Here is a 20367-nt window from a genome sequence, read left to right on the forward strand (position 1 = left end):
AAAAGGGGAGAGAAAAGATGACATTACAAGAAAAAGCGAGACAATTGCAAGAAAGCTGGGAGAAAGATGAACGCTGGAAAGGGATTACACGCCCTTATTCGGCTGAAGATGTGTTGAAGCTTAGAGGTTCCATTGAAATCGAATATACTCTTGCCAGAAGAGGAGCAGAAAAATTTTGGAATCTAATGAAAACTGAGGAATACGTAAATGCCCTCGGAGCTTTGACAGGAAATCAAGCTGTCCAACAAGTAAAAGCCGGATTAAAAGCAATTTACTTAAGCGGCTGGCAAGTGGCAGCAGATGCTAATCTTGCGGGGCAAATGTATCCGGATCAAAGCTTGTATCCTGCTAACAGCGTGCCGCATGTCGTAAAGCGGATTAATCAAGCTTTGCAGCGGGCAGATCAGATCCATCATATGGAAGGGGATCATTCAATCGATTGGTTCGTTCCAATTGTTGCGGATGCTGAAGCTGGATTTGGCGGTCAGTTGAACGTTTTTGAATTGATGAAGGCGATGATTGAAGCAGGAGCAGCTGCTGTTCACTTCGAGGATCAATTGTCTTCTGAGAAAAAATGCGGCCATTTAGGCGGAAAAGTTTTGCTCCCGACACAAACAGCTATTCGCAATTTGATTGCTGCAAGACTGGCTGCTGATGTGATGAATGTTCCGACTGTTATCATTGCTCGCACTGACGCCAATGCGGCTGATTTGATCACAAGCGACATCGATGACAGGGATAAAGAGTTTATTACTGGGGAACGGACACAGGAAGGATTTTTCCGCACTCGCGCTGGTCTTGATCAAGCGATTGCTAGAGGTTTGGCATATGCGCCATACGCAGACATGATTTGGTGTGAAACATCTGAACCTAATTTGGAAGAAGCACGGAAGTTTGCTGAGGCTATTCATAAAGAATTCCCAGGCAAGTTATTGGCATATAACTGCTCGCCTTCCTTTAACTGGAAGAAAAAGCTTGATGACGATACTATCGCACGTTTCCAAAAGGAAATTGCTTCTTACGGCTACAAGTTCCAATTCGTTACTTTAGCTGGATTCCATGCATTGAATTACAGCATGTTTGAACTTGCACGCAAGTATAAAGATCATGGAATGGCTGCCTACTCTGAACTTCAGCAAGCCGAATTTAGAAGCGAACAGTATGGTTATACAGCAACACGGCATCAGAGGGAGGTTGGAACTGGTTATTTTGATGAGGTTGCCCAAGTGATTACTGGAGGTACTTCTTCTACAACCGCTTTAAAAGGGTCTACGGAAGCTGAACAATTTACCACAACTTAATTGACTGGCCATAATCATTACCTTCACATAGATTGAGCCAATCCTCTGGGATTGGCTTTTTTTTATCATTTAACGCACCCATTTCGCATATTCTTTGGATAGCTCCATAAATTTTTCTCTATCTTTTCGGTCCAGAGCATCATTAATTTTGTCTTCCAGCATTTTTTTTCGATGATTGAACCATGCTTCGTCCAGAATCATTTGGATGTATACATCCATCATGAAGTTTTCTGGATTTTCCTTCACAGAACGGGTCTTCATCAGTTCGGAATAAGATTTCCGGTTTTCCATAACCCATCACCTCTGATGCCTTTTTTATATTATATGGATTTCAGAAGGAAAAATCAACTTATAATTTGTAATTTTTAGAAAAATTATATTAACAATAACATCTTGCCTTGATCTAAAGCTTTGTATTTAAAAATTTTAAAAAAAAATATAGAAATTTTTGAATTTTTATGATAGATTGAAATCAGTAAAAAAGAACTATTATATAGAAAAAATTAGGAGGTAAGAATTCTAGTGAGTACGAAGCAGTTTGAGGCAGAAAAATGTATTGTAAATGGGGAAACAATGGCAATTTTGCCTTTTAGAAAAGAACATCACTTGTACGCTAAAATTTTGGAAACTAGCGGAGAGCGCATAGTACCTATTCGACCTGTTTATGTTATTGATCAAAGCTGCCGTTATTATGGTTCAAGCTTTAAAGGAAGAGTTGAAGGATCAAAAGGGCTGCTTGGCATAACAAAAAAGCTTCCGATTGTCATTGATCCTGCCAATTCCCTTTATTTTTTTCCTACTCATTCACCCGCAAGGCATCAGTGCGCCTGGTTTTCCCATTCCCACATTTCCCGCTTTATGAAAACAGATTCGAATTGTACGGAAGTCATATTCCGTAACGGTCAGAAAATAGTTGCTGACATATCTCCATCTTCTTTTTCCCATCAATTTTATAAAACGGCACATCTTCGAACGATTATCTCTTCAAGAATTGAGCAGGAGCAGCGCCGCATGAATACAATCCTTTTTCCGAAGGAGCAGCATGCATATATTTATGAACAGCTCGTTCGCGAATTCAGAAAAGAAGATGGATAAGCTTTATCTTCCGGCACGCAAGCTGTCAATTTGCGTGCTTTTTTCCGTGTTAGAAAATGGGGGAGATTTCATTTTTTCTGTTATAAGGGGACAGGCATTCAACGGGCGAAACAAATAGTCCTGTTCCCTTATCTTCTGCAGCGAACGGTTTGGCCGTTGTCTTTCTTCTAAGATAAAAAGTCTAAGAGGTTGGAATGCCAGATTTTTTTTCAGTTTTAAACAAATAATGTTCAATTAGTTCATTTACTTTATTTCGGATTCTTGGGTTGAAGTAGCTGTGGTGTTCTTCGTAGCCGTTATAGTAGAAAGTGTACGTTGTGAATGCTTCATCCTGTTTGGCTTTTAAAACTTTCACCTTTTGTCTGCGCAATTCTTTGCGAACCTCTGCCAAATCTTTTTGTACAAGCTTTAACGCCTCTTCGATTAGATGCAAATAAGGATCTTTCAGCTTGAATGGACTTTTTTTTACGACATTCATGTCTTTGCTCAGCACCGTAGCAGTCATCGGTAAGTAGATCGACTGTTCAATCAAATGGCGAATGTCGGTTGGTATTTTCGACATAGGGAATACCTCGCTTCAAACGGAACATATGTTCTATTTTTATTATAAAACAGGAAAATAAATCATTTCAATTAATTTTTTTCTGCAAAATTTTTCAACTTATGCTCAAAAGGTGTAAAATAAAAGGAGATGTTGAAGTAAGGAGTTCATTAAGATATGGATGTCATTGCATTTTTCGATTCCATTACATTAGAAGATGTTGAACGATTCTTTAAAGAATACCGAGCGCTCGGACCTCTTCCAGGGATTCTGCTTCCGATGCTTGAGGCTTTTTTTCCGTTCTTGCCTCTTATTCTGTTTGTAATTGCGAACGCTAATTCATTCGGACTTTGGTTCGGCTTTTTGTACTCGTGGATCGGTTCATCGGCAGGCGCATTGCTCGTGTTTTTTTTAGTGCGAAAGTTTGGCCGGAAGCGTTTTTTAAATTTTTTAAGCAGACATGAAAAAGTAAGACGAATGATGAACTGGGTCGAACGGCACGGCTTTGCTCCTTTATTTTTAATGCTCTGTTTCCCTTTTACGCCTTCTGCACTTGTAAATGTAGTAGCCGGTCTTTCCAAAATCAATGTGTGGCAGTTTGCGCTCGCTGTTTTATCGGGGAAGCTCGTGATGATTTTTATGCTTAGCTTATCAGGGTATGATTTACGGGAGCTGATTGAAGAGCCCGCCCGGTTGATCATTGTGTTTGTTGTGATGGCGCTCATGTGGTTTATCGGAAAAAGGATTGAGCAGCGTTTAAATGTTTCGTTAATTAAACGAAAAGATAAAAAGTAGGTGAAGAGCCGTGAGGAAAAAACGAGTTATTGCGGGAATCGTCACTTCAGCTCTTTTATCAACCATTTTAATTAAAAATATAGCGTTTGCCGCGTACACTGTTGATGGCGTATCGATGCAGCCTACCTTAAAAGAAGGGCATCATTTTTATATAAATAAATTGACGAATCGGTTTAATAAAATTGAACGGTTTGACATTGTCGTGTTTCAGATGCCCGGCGAAAAGAAAGTTTTGGTTAAAAGGGTCATCGGCCTTCCAGGAGAAAAAATTGAATATCGAAACGACAAATTATATGTGAATGGGAAATATGTACCGGAGCCATTTTTAAAGAAAAATAAAGAAAAAGTATATGGAAATCCAATCACAGGGAATTTTACATTAAAAGAAATAACTGGAAAAGAAGCGGTGCCGGAAAAATGTATTTTTGTCATTGGCGACAATCGGTTAAACAGCAGGGACAGCCGGCATTTTGGCTTTGTTCGTGAAAAAAATGTGATCGGAGAGGTAAAACCGTAAACGATGATTCCTATTAGTTGGAAATTCGGATTGTCCGAATCAATGGATTTTCAAAACCATTTACAGTAAAATAAATGTATTCATAAACACGAAATCAGAATGGGACAAGAAAATTGTCCCATTTTCCGTTTGGATGCCTTCTGAAGGGGGGAGATTTCATGGGTATTAAGTTTTTGATCGGTTCATCCGGCACAGGAAAAACGACAGCAATCTTAAACGAAATTAGGGAAAAATTAAAAGAAGATCCGTATAATGGAAAACCTATTTTGCTTCTTGTTCCAGATCAAATGACGTTTCAAATGGAATATGAACTGATGAAAACTCCGGAATTAGGAGGAATCATTAGAGCGCAAGTATTGAGCTTCAACCGTTTGGCGTGGAGGGTGCTGCAGGAGGAAGGAGGCATCAGCCGTACCTTTATTTCCCAAACAGGCATGAACATGTTTCTTCGAAAAATTATCGAAGAAAAAAAGCACGAATTTAAAGTGTTTTCCAAAGCCAGTGAAAAAAAAGGCTTTATTGAGCATATCGAACAGATGATTACAGAAATGAAAAGATATATCATCAGTCCAGATATGCTCGATGATCAAGTAAAAAAATTAGCGGAAAGCCATGATCATAGAGAGCGAATTCTTTCCGATAAATTGAAAGATTTGGCGGGCATCTATCGTTCCGTGGAAAAATTATTTGCTGATAAATACATAGATTCAGAGGATTATTTGCAGCTTCTTTCAGAGAAGATTTATGAATCAAGCTACATGGACGGGGCGGAAATTTATATCGACGGCTTTCACAATTTTACGCCTCAAGAATTGCAAGTAATTGAATCGATGGTGAAAACAGCTTCTTCTATAACAATTGCTCTCACATTGGATAAACCGCCTGAAGAGGCCGTTGCCGACGAGCTTCATTTATTTTACATGACGGCTGAAACCTTTTCTTTGCTGAAAAAAATGGCTGAACGAAATAATATTTCCATTGATGAAGTAGCATATATGACTGACCGGAAACGTTTTATTGAAGAGCCGTCACTTGTTCATTTAGAAAAAATGTACTCTTCCCATACTCCCGAACCTTTTCACGGAGACAGCGCGATTGTATTTATGCAAGCGGTGAATAGACGCGCCGAAATTGAAGGGATTGCTAGAGAAATTATCCGCCTCGTTCGGGATGAGGGAGTGCGATTTCGGGAGATTGCACTGCTTATTAGAAACATGTCCGATTACAGAGATTTGCTGGAGCAATTGTTTCAAGATTACGAGATTCCTTTTTTTATAGATGAAAAAAGCTCAATGACATATCATCCGCTGATCGAATTTATCCGCTCGAGCTTGGAAGTCATAACCGGAAACTGGCGGTATGAAGCTGTTTTCAGAACGATTAAAACAGAATTTCTTTACCCGCTAGATGCCGATAAAGCCGAAATGAGAAAAGAAATGGATCAATTGGAAAATTATGTGCTTGCCTACGGTATTCAAGGGAAAAAATGGACGGATCAAGCCGGCTGGACGTACAGGAAGTACCATTCATTCTATGGCAACGACAAAAAGACAGATGAAGAAGAGGAAATAGAAAAACGGATCAATCAATTACGGAAGCTGATTGTGGAGCCTCTGCAGGCATTGGAAAATAAGATGAAACGCGCCAAAACCGGCAGGGATATGGCCGAAGCGCTATATATGTATTTAGAACAAACAAAAGTGCCTGATAAGCTGGAGCTTCTTCGTCTAGATGCGGAAAATGGAGGGAACTTGATTGAAGCAAGGGAGCATGATCAAGTTTGGAATGCTGTGATAGAGCTATTGGATGAATTTGTAGAAATTATGGGCGATCAGGAAATTTCCATTCGTTTGTTTAGGGAAATGGTCGAAACCGGAATGGAATCGATGAAATTTTCTCTCGTTCCGCCGGCCATTGACCAAGTGATTGTCGCAACACTTGACCGGTCACGTTTATATGGCATTAAGACGGCATTTATTGCAGGAGCAAATGACGGAGTGCTTCCAGCAAAACCGGTGGAAGACGGGGTTTTAACAGATGATGAAAGAGAGCTTCTATATCATAATGGAGTGAAGCTTGCGCCGACAGCTCGAAGAAAATTGCTGGATGAAAATTTTTTGATTTATTTAGCGCTCGCGTCTGCTAAGCAAAAGCTGTATTTATCGTATTCTTTGGCGGATGAAGAAGGAAAAGCGCTCATGCCGTCTATTATTGTCAAACGGTTAAAAGAAATGTTTCCAGATGCTAAGGAAATGATCTCTCTTAATGAACCGGAAAGTGAGGAGGTGGAAGAACAGCTTTCTTTTATTGTCAGTCCGAATGTTTCTTTGTCTGTTTTAACTTCAAAATTGCAAAATTGGAAAAAGCAGTATCCTCTCCATGAGCTGTGGTGGGATGTTTACAATTACTTTGTATATGATCAAGAATGGAGCAGCAAAGCGAAAAAGGCGATTGCCAGCCTGTTTTATTCAAATACAGAAAGACCTTTATCCGAAGAGGTAAGCAGAAAATTATATGGACGGAAAATACAAGGAAGCGTTTCAAGGATGGAGCGGTTTCGGGCATGTCCTTTTGCCCACTTTGCTTCTCACGGCTTAAAGTTAAAAGAACGGGAGTATTACAGATTGGAAGCGCCGGATATCGGCCAATTGTTCCATGCGGCATTAAAGCTGATGGCAGACCGGCTTCAAAGCATGAAAGTAGAATGGCGCGAATTAACAAAGGAGAATTGCGAAAGACTTGCTCATGATGCAGTCGAACAGCTGGCACCGAAGCTGCAAAAAGAAATTTTAATGAGCACAAACCGCCACTATTATATTAAACGCAAGCTTCAAAATATTGTTGCCCGCGCATCAAAGGTTTTAAGCGAACATGCAAAAGCAAGCGGTTTTGTCCCAATTGGTTTAGAAATATCATTTGATGAAAAAAGCAAGCTCCCCCCGTTCCGATTTAAGCTTGAAAACGGATGTACGTTGGAGGTCGTCGGAAGGATAGACCGAGTGGATAAAGCGGAAAGTTCGAAAGGTCTTTTGCTTCGCATCGTCGATTTTAAATCGAGCGACAAAACATTAAATTTGGCAGAAGTGTATTACGGCATTGCGCTGCAGATGCTCACTTACTTGGATGTTGTTATTTCCAATTCTCAATCTTGGCTTGGCGTAGAAGCGACTCCAGCAGGGGTGCTGTATTTCCATATTCATGATCCGTTCATACAGTCCCCAGATTTATTAACGGATGATGAAATAGAAGAAGAAATTTTGAAGAAATTTAAAATGAAAGGCTTGCTGCTTGGAGACGAAGAAACGGTGCGGTTAATGGATCAAAAATTGGAAAGCGGCTATTCCAAAATCGTTCAAGCCGGCATAAAGAAAACCGGGGAATTTTATGCAAATTCTCAAATCGCCAGCGAGGATGAATTTCATGCATTACGCTCGTATATCCGGCGCGAATTTAAGCGGATCGGTACGGAAATAACAGACGGAAATATTTCCATTGCGCCATATAAAATGAAAGAGAAAACGCCTTGCACCTTTTGTTCCTTTAAATCGGTCTGTCAATTTGATGAATCGATTGAAACGAACCGTTTTCGCATATTGAAAAGCTTAAAAGGGGAAGAAGTGCTGCAAAAGGTAAGAGAGAAGGTGGATTCAGATGAAGAATGAGCTGAAAAAGTTAGAAAAAGGCCAATGGACCGATGAACAATGGAAAGCGATTGTTGCCGACGGACAAGATATATTAGTGGCGGCCGCTGCCGGATCAGGGAAAACGGCCGTTCTAGTTGAGCGGATTATTCGCAAGCTGACCGACAATCAGCATCCTGTAGATGTGGACCGGCTGTTAATCGTAACGTTTACAAACGCTGCGGCTGCAGAAATGCGCAGCAGAATTGGCGAAGCGCTGGCAAAGGCTTTGCGAAACCAGCCTTCTTCCCTCCATCTGCGCCGCCAATTAACCCTTTTAAACAAAGCGCAAATATCAACATTGCATTCTTTTTGCCTGCAAGTTGTTCGCAAATTTTATTACAAAATTGATATTGATCCCGGGTTTCGAATAGCGGACGAAACAGAAATGGAACTGTTAATGGAAGATTGCATGGATGAATTGTTAGAAGAAGAATACGGAATGGAGCATAATGAACTATTTTTCGAATTAGTTGACAAATATACAGGCGATCGCTCAGATGATGAAATCAAAAAAATTATTAGATCCATTTATGAATTTGCTAGATCTAATCCATTCCCGGAAAAATGGCTTGATGAAATGGTGCAAATGTATGACATAGAACAAGCTGAATCATACGAGGACTTGCCGTTTTTTCAATATTTACGGAAGGATATAGCGATACAGCTTTCCGGAATAAAGGATTTGTTAGCGAGAGCTCTCGACATTACGAAATTGCCGGGCGGACCCTCTCCAAGGGCTGAAAATTTACTCGATGACATGAAACAGGTGGAAAACATTATAAACGCTTCATCGTGGCAGGAGCTTGCCGAGCAAATGAGAGCTTTTCAACCGACACGCGCCAAGGCATGCAGGGGAGAAGAATATCGAAAAGAGCTCATTGATGAAGTGACGGAAATGAGAAAGAAAGCGACAAAGGAAATAGAGAAATTAAAAAATGAGCTTTTCTCCAGGGATATTCAAAACCAACTGCTCGATTTGAAAAAAATGAAGCGCACAATGATTTGTTTAGCCGACTTGGTGAAAAAATTTGCTGTCCGGCTGGAAGCAATGAAAAAAGAAAAAGGAATTGTCGATTTTTCGGATCTTGAGCATTATTGTTTGCAAATATTAACAGAAAAAGATGAGAAAGGAAATGTTGTTCCGAGTGATGCTGCTTTGTTTTTCAAACGACAATTTCAAGAAGTATTAGTGGATGAATACCAAGATAGTGCGACACGTTCCTAACTGAAAAGGTTAGGCACTAGCTTTGAAGCTAGGAGAACTGATGGTTCGAAGAGTCGAATGAGAGGGTAACGCCTCGAAAGGCTCTCCCTAATACTCCGAATAGCGACAAGATGGGTAAGCATCTTGTGGTTATAAGCTCGGTGAAGTCGGCTGAACGCTGCCGTAACAAGTAAGGTTGACGAAAGCTCTCCAGAGGTGGAGGGTGTAGCGGATAGGCCGGGGGTCTATAAAGCACTCATGGTGAGAATGTTGGTGCACAAAAACCAACTGACGAAAATCCGAATGTACGGCTCTAGAGGTATAGGTACCAGAAATGGTATCGCCACGGTTCGTGGTGCTGGTGAGGTGGAGTAAGAATTGTCTTTATGAAACACCTTACAGCGTTACAGGCGCTGTCCAGCCAGCAGGGCCAGAGGATTCACCTAAAAGTGCATATGTACAGATAGAACCATCGGAACGTGGAAAGCTGGCAACGTGGAGGTCTTACCCACCAATGAAACGGTGATGAGGAAAGGCGGAAAGCTATAACTCATCTTTATGCCAGTGAGAGCGGTGGCACAGTACCGAAGAAGTGATGGAAACATCATGGAGGGATAGCCACTAGTCAATCGGTTGCCATAGCTACATTCATCGTCTTATCAGGTTCGAGTATGACTAAGAGAAACGAAACCTACCATTTTATCATGAATGGTGGTGATTCGTTGACTGATAACAACCAACGTAGGAAGCAAACTTCGCAAATTGGTTGGAAACGATGAAATAGTAGCTTAGATGACAACCGATTGATGGAACGCCGTATGAGGGGAAACTCTCACGTACGGTGTGAATGGGGGGAAAAGCTGGAGATAACTTCAAAGGCTTACCTATCCATATCCAACTTGGTGCAGGAAGCGATTTTAAAGCTGGTGTCAAAAGATCATGAAGCGGAAGGAAATCTATTTATGGTCGGCGATGTAAAACAATCCATTTATCGTTTCCGGCTGGCTGAACCGTTATTGTTTTTGGCGAAATATAAACGGTTTACCTCCAGCGGAACGAATTCTGGCTTGCGCATCGATTTAGCCAAAAATTTCCGCAGCCGAAAAGAAGTTTTGGACGCCACAAATTTTCTTTTCAAACAATTGATGGGAGAGACTGTAGGCGAAGTCGTTTATGATGAGGCAGCAGAATTGAAGCTTGGCGCACGTTATCCAGAGAACAGTAGAATGAATACAGAGCTCCTCCTAATAGACCGCCGGAAGGAGGAATTAGCAGAAAAAGAAGAAATAATGATTGAATTTGATGAAGAAGAATTGGAAACGGTGCAGCTTGAAGCCCGCCTTATGGCGAAAAAAATAAAAGAGCTTATTCAGGAAGGCTTTCCTGTTTACGACCGAAAACTTGATCGTACGAGACCTGTCACATACAGAGATATTGTGATCCTGCTTCGTTCGATGCCTTGGGCGCCGCAAATCATGGAAGAGTTTAAGCAGCAAGGTATTCCGGTGTATGCGAATTTATCAACAGGATATTTTGAAGCAACAGAAGTGGCCATTATGCTTTCGCTTTTAAAAATTATCGACAATCCTTATCAAGATATTCCGCTCGCTTCTGTGCTGCGTTCGCCGATTGTCGGCTTAAGCGGAAATGAACTTGCCATCATCCGTCTTTATAAGAAAAACGGTCCGTATTTCGATGCACTTGAATCATTTTTGCAGCAAGAAAAAGCCCATCATAGCGAGCTTTATCAAAAAGTAAGCGAATTTGTCAGCCGGCTCAATCAATGGCGGAACTTGGCGAGAAAAAGCTCCGTTTCGAATTTAATTTGGCAATTGTATCGTGATACTCGCTTTTTTGATTTTGCAGGCGGAATGCCCGGCGGAAAGCAGCGGCAGGCCAATTTAAGGGCATTATATGACAGAGCAAGGCAATATGAGGAAACGTCCTTTCGGGGATTGTTCCGATTCCTGCGGTTTATTGAAAGAATGCAGGAACGGGGCGATGATTTAGGAGCAGCAAGAGCTTTAGGAGAACAGGAAGATGTTGTCCGAATTATGACGATTCATTCAAGCAAGGGGCTTGAATTTCCGATTGTTTTCTGTGCAGGTTTATCTAAACGATTTAATATGAAAGATTTGACCAAAAAATATTTGCTCGATAAAGAATTAGGGTTTGCCTCGCTGTTTATAGATGAAAAAAAGCGGATTGTGTATCCTACTCTTCCTTATGTAGCTGTAAAAAAGAAATTGAGGATGGAAATGCTTTCGGAAGAGCTTAGGGTATTGTATGTGGCTTTGACAAGAGCAAAGGAAAAGCTGTTTTTAATCGGCACAGTGAAAGACGGAGAAAAAAAGTTTAAAGAATGGGAGCAATCATTCACTCACCGCGAATGGCTGCTTCCAGATTACGATCGTTTAAAGGCAGTATGTTATTTAGATTGGATCGGTCCTGCTGTCATCCGTCATAAAGATGCGGCAATTTTACGAGAAGAAGAAAGAGAAGCAGCGGATGAAATCTTCTCTTATCCGGTGAAATTGCAAATTGATGTGATTCCTGAAGAAAAATTAAAAGAGCAAAATGAGCAGGCAGCGGTTATGATGGATGAAAAAATGGACGCTTTGAGAAATTTCGTTCCTGTTCAGTCAACAAGTAGTTTCGCCAACCAAGTGCAAAATCAGTTGTCCTGGAGCTATCCTTTTTCAGATGCAGCCTCTCTCCGGTCGAAGCAATCGGTGACGGAAATCAAAAGAAGACTTCAATTTTCGGATGAATACAGCGACATTTCCATAAAGAAGAAAATACAAGGGAATTCCTCGTACAAGCGTCCGAAATTTATGCAGGCAAAATCTCTTACAGCAGCAGAAAAAGGAACGGCCATGCACACAGTGATGCAGCATTTGCCATTGGGTGAAGACTTGACGGAACAAACGATTCGACAAACCGTGCATTCTCTCGTGAAAAAAGAAATATTAACGGAGGAGCAGGTGGAAGCGGTCAATGTAGAAGGAATTGTGCAATTTTTTGAATCACCGCTAGGTAGACGCCTAAAAGGCGCAAAAAAAATTTTTCGCGAGATCCCTTTCAATTTGGCAGTGCCGGCGAACGAAATTTACGAAAAAGGAAGTTCTCTCAATACTGAAACGGTCATCGTTCAAGGTGTGATCGACTGCCTTTTTGAAGATGACGATGGGCTCGTTCTGTTAGATTACAAAACGGATGCGGTAAAGGATCGTTTTCCATCCATTGAAAAGGCAAAGCCGGTGCTTGCTTCTCGATATGAATTTCAAATTGACTTGTATGCAAAGGCGGTAGAGTCAATCTTAAAAAGACGAGTCGATGATCGGTATTTATTCTTTTTTGATACAGGGCTCATCATAAAATTATAGATTTGCAGACTATTTTAGAGGTGAGGCAATTGAGAATCTTGCATACGGCGGATTGGCATCTCGGAAAAACGCTTGAAGGTCGGAGCAGGCTAAAAGAGCAGGCACAGTTTCTTGATGAACTGTATGAAATTGTTGTAAAGGAGAAAATTGATGTCATTTTGATGGCAGGAGACGTTTTTGATACGGTGAATCCTCCGGCAGGAGCAGAAAAGCTGTTTTATGAAAGTATTTCAAGACTTTCTGATAGAGGAAAAAGACGTGTTATCATCATTTCCGGAAATCATGACAGTCCGGAACGATTGCAAGCAGCAGCTCCGCTGGCAAAGGAGCAAGCGATCGAGCTGATCGGCTACCCGAGAGGCGATGTTTTAACGGTTGAAGTTCCGCGGACAAATGAAACAATGAAGCTGGCGGCGCTTGCTTATCCGTCGGAAGCAAGGCTGAATGAACTGCTTTCAAACGAATATGATGAACTCTTATTGAGAGAACATTACGATGAAAAAATTCGCGGTTTGTTTACAATGATGAGCAGAGAGTTTGAACCTCATACGGTGAATATTGCCATGAGCCATCTTTATGTAGCCGGAGGCAGCACGACAGATTCAGAGAGACCGATTGAAGTCGGCGGAGCGTATACAGTTCGAGCCACAAGTCTCCCGGAAAAAGCGCAATATGTCGCATTGGGGCATCTTCACCGGCCGCAAAATGTTAAAAAGTCCAATGTGCCGGCAAGATATTCCGGATCGCCGCTTGCCTATAGCTTTTCTGAGGCAGGTTATACGAAGTCTGTCACAGTGATCGATGCAAAACCCGGCGAGAACGCGGTTGTTTCCGAAATTTATTTGTCGAGCGGAAAACCACTTGTGAAATGGAAAGCAACTGGCGGTCTTCTTCAAGTTCACCAGTGGCTTGAAGAAGGAAGAGACAAAAACGCATGGATTGATCTTGAAATTTTTTTGACCGACAGCCTTTCATTAGAAGAAATTCATCGGTTGAGAAAATGGCACGACGGCTTTATTCACATCCGGCCGATTTTTGAAAAAGAAGCCGAAAAGGTCCAACAAGAAAGAAGAGAAAATCTCCCGATTGATGAAATGTTTAAACGTTTTTACAAAAAACAAACTGGCGGCGCCGAGCCGGAGGCAGAGCTCATTGAACTGTTTATGACATTGCTCTCTGAAGACTTAAAAGAGGAAGGAGCACAGTCATGAAGCCGATAAAACTTTCTTTAGCTGGACTGAATAGCTATCGAAAGATGCAGACGGTCGATTTTGAAACACTATGCGACGGCGGTGTCTTCGGAATATTTGGTCCGACTGGCAGCGGAAAATCAACGATATTGGATGCCATTACGTTAGCGCTTTATGGAAAAGTAGAGCGAGCGGCCAATAATACGCAAGGGATAATGAACCATGCGGAAGATCAATTATATGTCAGTTTTACATTTGAGCTTGAAGATGGCCGATCAAAAAAAAGATACACTGTTGAACGAACATTTAAGCGGGTGGATAATGTCAGGATCAACACAAGGCTGTGCCGGCTTCTCGAAATAGGAGAAGAAACGGTCGTTTTGGCAGATAAAACAAATGATGTAAATGACAAGATTTACGAGCTTTTAGGGCTGACGATAGAGGATTTTACCCGCGCTGTTGTCCTTCCGCAAGGGAAGTTTGCTGAATTTCTTTCTTTAAAAGGCTCGGAAAGAAGGAAAATGTTTGAACGATTGTTCAACTTGGAACGATTCGGCGACCAATTAAATAAAAAGCTGAAAAAACGTCTTTTGGAATCAAGACAGCAATTCGCTGAATTGTCAGCGGAACAAGCAGGTCTTGGCGATGCCTCGAAAGAAGCCGTTTTAGAGGCAGAAAAAACGTTTATACGCTGCGATACAGTGCTGAAAGAACGGGAAAAGCAGCTGGATGAGGCAGCAAAGGAATTTGAGCGGATTCAGACAATCTGGAATTTGCAGACGGAAAAAACGACTTATGAGAAAAAACGACAGGAGCTTGAGCAAGAAAAGGAGCGGTTTCAAGAAATCGAAGAAAAGCTGAAAAAAGCGGAGCAAGCGGAGATGCTGAAACCATATGCGGAAGCAGTGCTCGAGCATTTAGCGGAAAAGGACCGTTTTGAAAAAGAAACAGAGCATTGGCAGCAGGAAGAGAAAAAGCTAGCAAGCCTTTATAAAGAAAAAAAGGAAGCTTTTGAAGCGATTCGTGTCAAAAAAGCTGTTGAAGAGCCGGAGCTTTTAACAAAACGTGAACTATTGAAACAGCTTATCTCATTGGATGCAGAAATCAAAGAGGATGAAGCATCGTTTGCAAAGCTGAAAGAAGACTATGAAGCATTGAAAACGAGGCTGCATGAAAAACAGCATACAGAGAAAAAGACGAGCGAATTATTAAATAGGGCGTTAGAGAAGCAGCAGGCTTTAAAACAGCAGGCGAAAGAAGAAACAGTTTCAAGAGAATTCCGGGAAAAAATCCAAAAAGCATATCAACAGAAGCTGAAAATCATGCAGCTTATGAAAGACGAATATGAATTAAAAAGCAAAAAGCAAAAGAAAGAAGACCAGCTTAACGAATGGCGGGAAAAGGCTGACGAGTCCGCCCGCAAAAAGAGTGAATTAAACGAACGCCTGGCAGGTAATTTCAATCAATTACAAAAAGTTTATGATCGTTTATGCAGCCAAATGCGGGAGCATGAATTTTTTAAAGAAAAAGTAAAGGATGATTTACAGGCTGCAAAAAGTCAGCTTGAAGAAGAAAGAACAAATCAGGCGGCAGCTTTGATTTCCGAGCAGTTGACGGAGGGGGAGCCTTGCCCTGTCTGCGGCTCCACACATCATCCGGCCCCGAACAGACATTTTTCGATTGAACGTTTAAAAAAATTAGAAGAAACAACGCAGCAGCTAGAACGAATTTTCAAAGAATGTGATCAAACCGAACAGCTGTATTCCTCGCTGAAGCAAAAGCTGCAGGAGCTGTCTGAAGATTTACAAGCGGAACAGTCATTCCTTGCCGGAGTGAAAGAAATAGCGTCGGCTAACGAAGAGCCGATCATTACGATGGACGATAAGCCTCATGATCTTTTGGCATATGACAAATTTAAAATCGAATGGAAAGCTTTGAACCAAGATTACTTAGAAATAAAAGACGCAATAAGAAAAACAATAGCAGACATTCGTGAAGTCAACCATATTACAGCACAAATAGAACCGTTGCTGGATGCTGGGGAAAAAGACTTATCCGAAATCATGCTACAATTGCAAAATGTAATAGAGCAGCTGGAAGAAGAAAAAAGAAAGTGGGATTTAGAGTTTGCTGATCTCGATATGGATCAAATCGAGATGTATGTAAAGGAAATTAGTAAAAAAGACTCGCTCGTTGAACAGCTGCACGAACGAATTGAAAAAAGCGTCAGCTTTATTCAAGAAAAAGAACAGGAAATCGAGCGGTTAAGGGAAGAAATACTCAATCTTTCCACTCAATTAGCTGCCAAAAAAGGAGAAATGGAGAGGCAGGCAGAACTGATAGCCGATAAACAGAAAAGGCTCACAGCGCAAAGAGCTGCAAAGGAAAACCTTTTAACAGAACTTAAGAGAATCGATCTTGCCCTTGAACAGCTAAAAAGGGATGAACAAGCAGCTTATGATATTTTCCAAAAAACGGCAAATGAATATCAAAAAGCTGAAAGTCAGCTCCATACCGCCAAACAGCAATTGACAAGCTGTATAAGCAAGCTTGAAAAAGCGGAAAAAAATTGGAACGACCGAAAACAGCAGACTCCTTTTGCAAATGTGCATGAAGTGAGAAATTCCGTTTTGCAGGAAGAAGAAAAACTGGCTATGCAAACGAGTCTGGATCAATATAAAAAAGAAATGGAGCATGTAGCATCTGCAATTGAACGTCTGGAAGAAAAATTAGGCGGAGCTGTTCTTAAGCAGGAAACATGGGAAGAAACGAAAAAATGCTTAGAAGAAGCTAGAAAGCAAGTAAACGAAGCAATGGAACAAAGAGGCGCGGCGGCAAAGCATTTGCAGCTGTTAAAGGAAAAACATGAACGATATGTGGAAATAGAAAAAGAGAAAGAAGAGTTGCAGCTTCTTCTTAATCGGTTAGAAAAACTTCAAGCCGTCCTGAAAGGGAATAGTTTTGTCGAATACATGGCTGAGGAACAGCTTCAACAAATAAGCTTTGATGCTTCACAGCGGCTTGGGGAATTGACAAGACAAAGATATGCGATTGAAGTCGATTCAGAAGGCGGTTTTATCATGCGTGACGATGCAAATGGCGGAGTAAAACGACCTGTTTCGACATTATCTGGCGGAGAAACATTTTTAACTTCTTTAGCCTTAGCTTTGTCGTTGTCCACCCAAATTCAGCTTCGCGGAAAATATCCGCTTCAGTTTTTTTTCCTTGATGAAGGGTTTGGAACGCTTGATGCAGAGCTTCTCGATACGGTTGTATCGGCTTTGGAAAAACTGCAATCGCAAAATTTATCCGTTGGCGTAATCAGTCACGTGCAGGAGCTAAGGGAACGATTGCCTAAGCGGCTGATCATTGAGCCAGCTGAACCTTCCGGAAATGGAACGACCGTGCGAATCGAAACGATTTAATTACATGAAGCAAGGATATTTCTGACCTAGTATGCCGTTACCAGTTAACAGCAAGTATTACATTCTCTAAAGGATCTTAACCGCTCAACGTGACGGGGCTGTCTAATAAGTCGATTTTCCGGCTTATAGACGCCCCGTTAATGTTTTAGAAATGTTGATATATCAATGTTTATGATGTTTCGTTTTCAATGGATTTTGACTTTCTAAGACAGCCCCTACTAATCTTAGTATGTTTTGATTGCTGTGCTCATCCGTACTTTTTAACCGTTTTTCATTGTTTTGACAAGATGTATGCTGTTTCAGCATTCTCCAAATAAGCGAAAAAAGCAGGTTCGATGGTGACGCCTGCTGCATCATGCACAAATCGTTTCAGCATTTCCAAATAAGCTTAAAAACAGGAGAACGGTACCATCTGCAATTTAGCCCGTTTTGAAATAGGGTGAGTAAACGTTTTCCGTCAAAAAAATAAGACTATGAAAAGGCGAGTCTTATAAAATATCAAATTCCTCTTTTACAACGGGATGAAAATCACTTTACGAAATTAACTGAATTGTATGTTAATGTTGTGAGTGCGAATGCTTTCTAACTGTATAACAGTCCATGAAAAAACTAATGCAGGTTTTCAGCTTCTTTGAACCGATTCATAGTTTCACTTTATTTGTGCATCATGAGGACATCCACATTCCTAAAAAGAGTCTTTTGATCTGAAATGCAAAACAATGCGCTTTTTTTATTGAGCAGGACAACAAATTGAATGTCCTGCTCGCAAATAGTGTTTCTGGATCATAACATAATTCCAATCGTTATTTTTCACTAAGTCTTTTTAACGAACCAGGCGGCTATGCATTTGCCGTCTGGTTTTGATCATTTACGTCCGGATCGATTCCGTTTGTTATGCTGAGACCGTTGTTATTAATATGAAAATCGCCTGTGCAGCTGCTTCCAGAGCCGCTGATGGATTTTGATGCTGATTTTGGAGATAAATAAAAGGAATCTCCGAAATTCACAACTCCTCCTGAAACGGAATTAATTTTTATCGGTCCGACGACAATCGCTGGCATGAGGAACATCCTTTTCCTTGTTGTCTCATAAATCACATGCGTAGAGAAAATCTATTGTTCAGGGATCAATATGTTTTGTCCTGTTGAAATTACCGTTGTTTTTCGTCGCCATCAACGTTTTTAGACAATTGTCGAATATGTTTTATTCGTGCTTCTGCGCATATTTCTTCGGCTGATCCAAAGTTCACGATGCTTGAAGATGAGATGCCCAAAATTTTTACGTGATCGACATATATGTTCGGAGAATTGTTTGAATATGCGCTGGAAAATTGTTCGTCAAAGGAAGGCTGAGGAATGGATTCGCGGAAAAGCTGATAGGAGCGAAACGACCCTTCCTTTGTATTAAATTTTTCATAGTCCCGCTGAACTGCCAGAACATTCGTTTTAGGGGTAATTTTTTTCGCGTCACCGATTTGGAATACGGAACAGATCTTTACTGAGTGTATATACGCCACTCTTATGTTCGCAAATCTTTTTAACAAATACATTAGTCTAATGACAAAGGAACAAATGGACCGATGATTAATGATTCAGGTGGCGTATCAAAAATGGAAGAAAGAAAGATTTTATCCGCATCCCCTATTAAAAAAACTGATGAACTTGAAACCCCTATGATTCTCACCATGCCCACATGCAAGCCGTTATTGATGACGGTAAAATTCATGACAATTCGTCGCCTTTCTTTTTATTGGGGAAATGTTTAAAAAAATGATCGATCGATTGATCAATATCTTTTTTTACCTTTTCTTCAATCCATTGTATTTTTTCTTTTATATCTGTTTGCTCATGGAGACGGAGTCTTTGTAGATAATAAGTAATCCTTCCTTCAAGTTGTTTTCTAATGTCTTCTATGATGATAGCTTTATATGTTTCATCTAATTCATATTCATAGTTTTTAGCAAAGTCTTCAATCTTTTTCGGACATTCTTCTTGTAAATAACTATGAATGCTTTCAACGCATTGTTCGAATATTTGCTGTTTTAATTCGCTATGAACATCATCGACGTTTAGTTCTTCATTTTTTACGGAAAATTGTTCAATTGCTTCCTGATCAGCAGGATTTAAGCCGATATTCAAGACTCCTTCGAGCGTTTCGATTTTCAATTGGTCAAATTTGTACTCAACTTTTTCAATATTTGTATAAGGTTTGTTTTTGATCTCTTCCATTTGTTCTTCAAGGTAAAGAAACCCTTTTTCCAGATGGTCGATTCTTTTGCTTTGGGAATGGAGATATTGTTCCAATTTTAGGATATATTGCAATAATGATTGCACAGTGTAATTCATGATGTTTTCCCCACCTTTATCAGCATTCGTTACCATATTTATATTCTTTTCCAAATGAAAGGTGAATCACTATGAAATGCTTGGTGGACGGAGAGGCACAATGACTCCGTTTCCCTGGCCGGATGGAGCGGGAGCCGGTTCAGTAAATTGTCCTGTGTTGTATAAATTCGACAGCGGTTTTATGATTCCGGCGCTGCCGATTTGAAATACGGATGAATTGGCGATCGTTCCGATACGTATAAATTGTATGTGAATCGATTGTTGAATATAAAAATTCATAAAACCACCCTCTAAGCGTTTAACACTTGCGGCTGATCAACGAGATCACTGTCAAACGTATTCGTAATGCTGTTTTGATTAAATACGTAAAGACCGTCGCCTGTATTGAAGGAACCGGCCCCTGCGAATGTTTTCACTTCACTGTATGGTGAAATGTTTACGACGTCTCCGACATGAACGACACTGGCCGTCCCGACGCTATTTACCTTCATAGCACCAACAATTGCAGGCATCGTTTTCCATTCCTTTACCTTAAAAGTTATTTAGCTATTTTTAGTGTATGTTATGTCTTGAAAACTGTGATAAACGTTTAGAGTCGCATTTTTGTATCCTCAATATTTCACAAAATAACTATGCAAAATTCGTGGTGCTTTTAGCCCGTTTACATGAAAAACTCCATCAAATGATTGCACAAAAAAATTTTTTTGCCCGAATAGCATGATGACTCTTCTTGTTTTACAATGTTTTTCATTTGTCAAGGAAAAATAATGGAAAAAAGTACAAAAAAATTATTATTCTTACTTGACATATAGGATTAATACGATTAAAATGTAACTCAATATTATTTTCTTAAACTATCAAAAAGTTTTTGTCGTGAAAATCCCT

16 protein-coding genes and 1 pseudogene are annotated in these 20367 nt (G+C 40.5%); 9 read left to right on the top strand and 8 right to left on the bottom strand.

Annotation, left to right across the window (positions count from 1 at the left end):
• Nucleotides 1-17 precede the first annotated feature (17 nt).
• Nucleotides 18-1301: an isocitrate lyase gene (gene aceA / locus NSQ44_RS05040; RefSeq protein ID WP_063386619.1), complete on the top strand. Its 1284-nt coding sequence runs from the start codon at nt 18-20 to the stop codon at nt 1299-1301.
• Between the two features lie 69 nt (nt 1302-1370).
• On the opposite strand, the gene NSQ44_RS05045 is transcribed toward aceA, so the two are convergent.
• On the bottom strand, nt 1371-1592 hold the full coding sequence (locus NSQ44_RS05045) for an IDEAL domain-containing protein (RefSeq protein ID WP_063386620.1): 222 nt from the start codon (nt 1590-1592) through the stop codon (nt 1371-1373).
• Between the two features lie 231 nt (nt 1593-1823).
• On the opposite strand from NSQ44_RS05045, the gene NSQ44_RS05050 reads away from it, so the two are divergent.
• The gene (locus NSQ44_RS05050; protein ID WP_082829581.1) at nt 1824-2396 is read left to right on the top strand and encodes a competence protein ComK; all 573 of its coding nucleotides are present in this window, start codon (nt 1824-1826) and stop codon (nt 2394-2396) included.
• Between the two features lie 181 nt (nt 2397-2577).
• Here the strand turns inward: NSQ44_RS05050 and NSQ44_RS05055 are convergent, their stop codons facing one another.
• Nucleotides 2578-2958 carry a hypothetical protein gene (locus NSQ44_RS05055; protein WP_340855371.1) on the bottom strand — a complete coding sequence of 127 codons (381 nt, stop codon included), beginning with the start codon at nt 2956-2958 and terminating at the stop codon, nt 2578-2580.
• A 156-nt stretch (nt 2959-3114) separates the two neighbouring features.
• Between NSQ44_RS05055 and NSQ44_RS05060 the strand changes: the two genes are divergently transcribed.
• The 7 genes and pseudogenes from NSQ44_RS05060 to NSQ44_RS05090 all read left to right on the top strand — a co-directional run bounded on the left by NSQ44_RS05060 (nt 3115) and on the right by NSQ44_RS05090 (nt 17137).
• Nucleotides 3115-3732 carry a TVP38/TMEM64 family protein gene (locus NSQ44_RS05060; RefSeq protein ID WP_340786055.1) on the top strand — a complete coding sequence of 206 codons (618 nt, stop codon included), beginning with the start codon at nt 3115-3117 and terminating at the stop codon, nt 3730-3732.
• A 10-nt stretch (nt 3733-3742) separates the two neighbouring features.
• Nucleotides 3743-4249: a signal peptidase I gene (gene lepB, locus NSQ44_RS05065; protein WP_340855374.1), complete on the top strand. Its 507-nt coding sequence runs from the start codon at nt 3743-3745 to the stop codon at nt 4247-4249.
• Between the two features lie 158 nt (nt 4250-4407).
• On the top strand, nt 4408-7911 hold the full coding sequence (gene addB, locus NSQ44_RS05070) for a helicase-exonuclease AddAB subunit AddB (protein ID WP_340855375.1): 3504 nt from the start codon (nt 4408-4410) through the stop codon (nt 7909-7911).
• Nucleotides 7901-9157 carry a UvrD-helicase domain-containing protein gene (locus tag NSQ44_RS05075; RefSeq protein WP_340855378.1) on the top strand — a complete coding sequence of 419 codons (1257 nt, stop codon included), beginning with the start codon at nt 7901-7903 and terminating at the stop codon, nt 9155-9157. Before addB ends, NSQ44_RS05075 begins: the two co-directional genes overlap by 11 nt.
• Before the next feature lie 872 nt (nt 9158-10029).
• Nucleotides 10030-12522: pseudogene (addA, locus tag NSQ44_RS05080) on the top strand (helicase-exonuclease AddAB subunit AddA); the annotation flags it as partial.
• A 29-nt stretch (nt 12523-12551) separates the two neighbouring features.
• Nucleotides 12552-13733 (top strand): exonuclease SbcCD subunit D, encoded by a 1182-nt coding sequence (locus NSQ44_RS05085; protein WP_340855383.1) that lies wholly within the window; start codon nt 12552-12554, stop codon nt 13731-13733.
• Nucleotides 13730-17137 carry an SMC family ATPase gene (locus NSQ44_RS05090; RefSeq protein ID WP_340855386.1) on the top strand — a complete coding sequence of 1136 codons (3408 nt, stop codon included), beginning with the start codon at nt 13730-13732 and terminating at the stop codon, nt 17135-17137. Before NSQ44_RS05085 ends, NSQ44_RS05090 begins: the two co-directional genes overlap by 4 nt.
• An 839-nt stretch (nt 17138-17976) precedes the next feature.
• On the opposite strand, the gene NSQ44_RS05095 is transcribed toward NSQ44_RS05090, so the two are convergent.
• From NSQ44_RS05095 to NSQ44_RS05120, 6 genes are all read right to left on the bottom strand, one after another.
• Nucleotides 17977-18198: a spore germination protein gene (locus NSQ44_RS05095; RefSeq protein ID WP_340855389.1), complete on the bottom strand. Its 222-nt coding sequence runs from the start codon at nt 18196-18198 to the stop codon at nt 17977-17979.
• Nucleotides 18199-18287: 89 nt separating this feature from the next.
• Nucleotides 18288-18653: a spore germination protein GerPE gene (locus tag NSQ44_RS05100; RefSeq protein WP_340855392.1), complete on the bottom strand. Its 366-nt coding sequence runs from the start codon at nt 18651-18653 to the stop codon at nt 18288-18290.
• Nucleotides 18654-18685: 32 nt separating this feature from the next.
• On the bottom strand, nt 18686-18862 hold the full coding sequence (locus tag NSQ44_RS05105) for a spore gernimation protein GerPD (RefSeq protein WP_340786074.1): 177 nt from the start codon (nt 18860-18862) through the stop codon (nt 18686-18688).
• The gene (locus tag NSQ44_RS05110; RefSeq protein ID WP_063386631.1) at nt 18859-19482 is read right to left on the bottom strand and encodes a spore germination protein GerPC; all 624 of its coding nucleotides are present in this window, start codon (nt 19480-19482) and stop codon (nt 18859-18861) included. Before NSQ44_RS05110 ends, NSQ44_RS05105 begins: the two co-directional genes overlap by 4 nt.
• 69 nt (nt 19483-19551) lie before the next feature.
• Nucleotides 19552-19761 (bottom strand): spore germination protein GerPB, encoded by a 210-nt coding sequence (locus NSQ44_RS05115; protein WP_063386632.1) that lies wholly within the window; start codon nt 19759-19761, stop codon nt 19552-19554.
• A gap of 11 nt (nt 19762-19772) precedes the next feature.
• Nucleotides 19773-19994, bottom strand: coding sequence for a spore germination protein (locus NSQ44_RS05120; RefSeq protein ID WP_063386633.1), 222 nt, complete (start codon nt 19992-19994; stop codon nt 19773-19775).
• Nucleotides 19995-20367: the final 373 nt, after the last annotated feature.

Source organism: Aeribacillus sp. FSL M8-0254 (assembly GCF_038008845.1).
Lineage (GTDB): Bacteria > Bacillota > Bacilli > Bacillales > Aeribacillaceae > Aeribacillus > Aeribacillus composti.

Excerpts from the sequence above, each read along its gene's own strand:
- aceA (WP_063386619.1), top strand. The coding sequence starts at position 18 with ATGACATTACAAGAAAAAGCGAGACAATTGCAAGAAAGCTGGGAGAAA.
- NSQ44_RS05045 (WP_063386620.1), bottom strand. The coding sequence starts at position 1,592 with ATGGAAAACCGGAAATCTTATTCCGAACTGATGAAGACCCGTTCTGTG.
- NSQ44_RS05055 (WP_340855371.1), bottom strand. The coding sequence starts at position 2,958 with ATGTCGAAAATACCAACCGACATTCGCCATTTGATTGAACAGTCGATC.
- NSQ44_RS05060 (WP_340786055.1), top strand. The coding sequence starts at position 3,115 with ATGGATGTCATTGCATTTTTCGATTCCATTACATTAGAAGATGTTGAA.
- addB (WP_340855375.1), top strand. The coding sequence starts at position 4,408 with ATGGGTATTAAGTTTTTGATCGGTTCATCCGGCACAGGAAAAACGACA.
- NSQ44_RS05075 (WP_340855378.1), top strand. The coding sequence starts at position 7,901 with ATGAAGAATGAGCTGAAAAAGTTAGAAAAAGGCCAATGGACCGATGAA.
- NSQ44_RS05090 (WP_340855386.1), top strand. The coding sequence starts at position 13,730 with ATGAAGCCGATAAAACTTTCTTTAGCTGGACTGAATAGCTATCGAAAG.
- NSQ44_RS05095 (WP_340855389.1), bottom strand. The coding sequence starts at position 18,198 with ATGCCAGCGATTGTCGTCGGACCGATAAAAATTAATTCCGTTTCAGGA.
- NSQ44_RS05105 (WP_340786074.1), bottom strand. The coding sequence starts at position 18,862 with ATGAATTTTACCGTCATCAATAACGGCTTGCATGTGGGCATGGTGAGA.
- NSQ44_RS05110 (WP_063386631.1), bottom strand. The coding sequence starts at position 19,482 with ATGAATTACACTGTGCAATCATTATTGCAATATATCCTAAAATTGGAA.
- NSQ44_RS05115 (WP_063386632.1), bottom strand. The coding sequence starts at position 19,761 with ATGAATTTTTATATTCAACAATCGATTCACATACAATTTATACGTATC.
- NSQ44_RS05120 (WP_063386633.1), bottom strand. The coding sequence starts at position 19,994 with ATGCCTGCAATTGTTGGTGCTATGAAGGTAAATAGCGTCGGGACGGCC.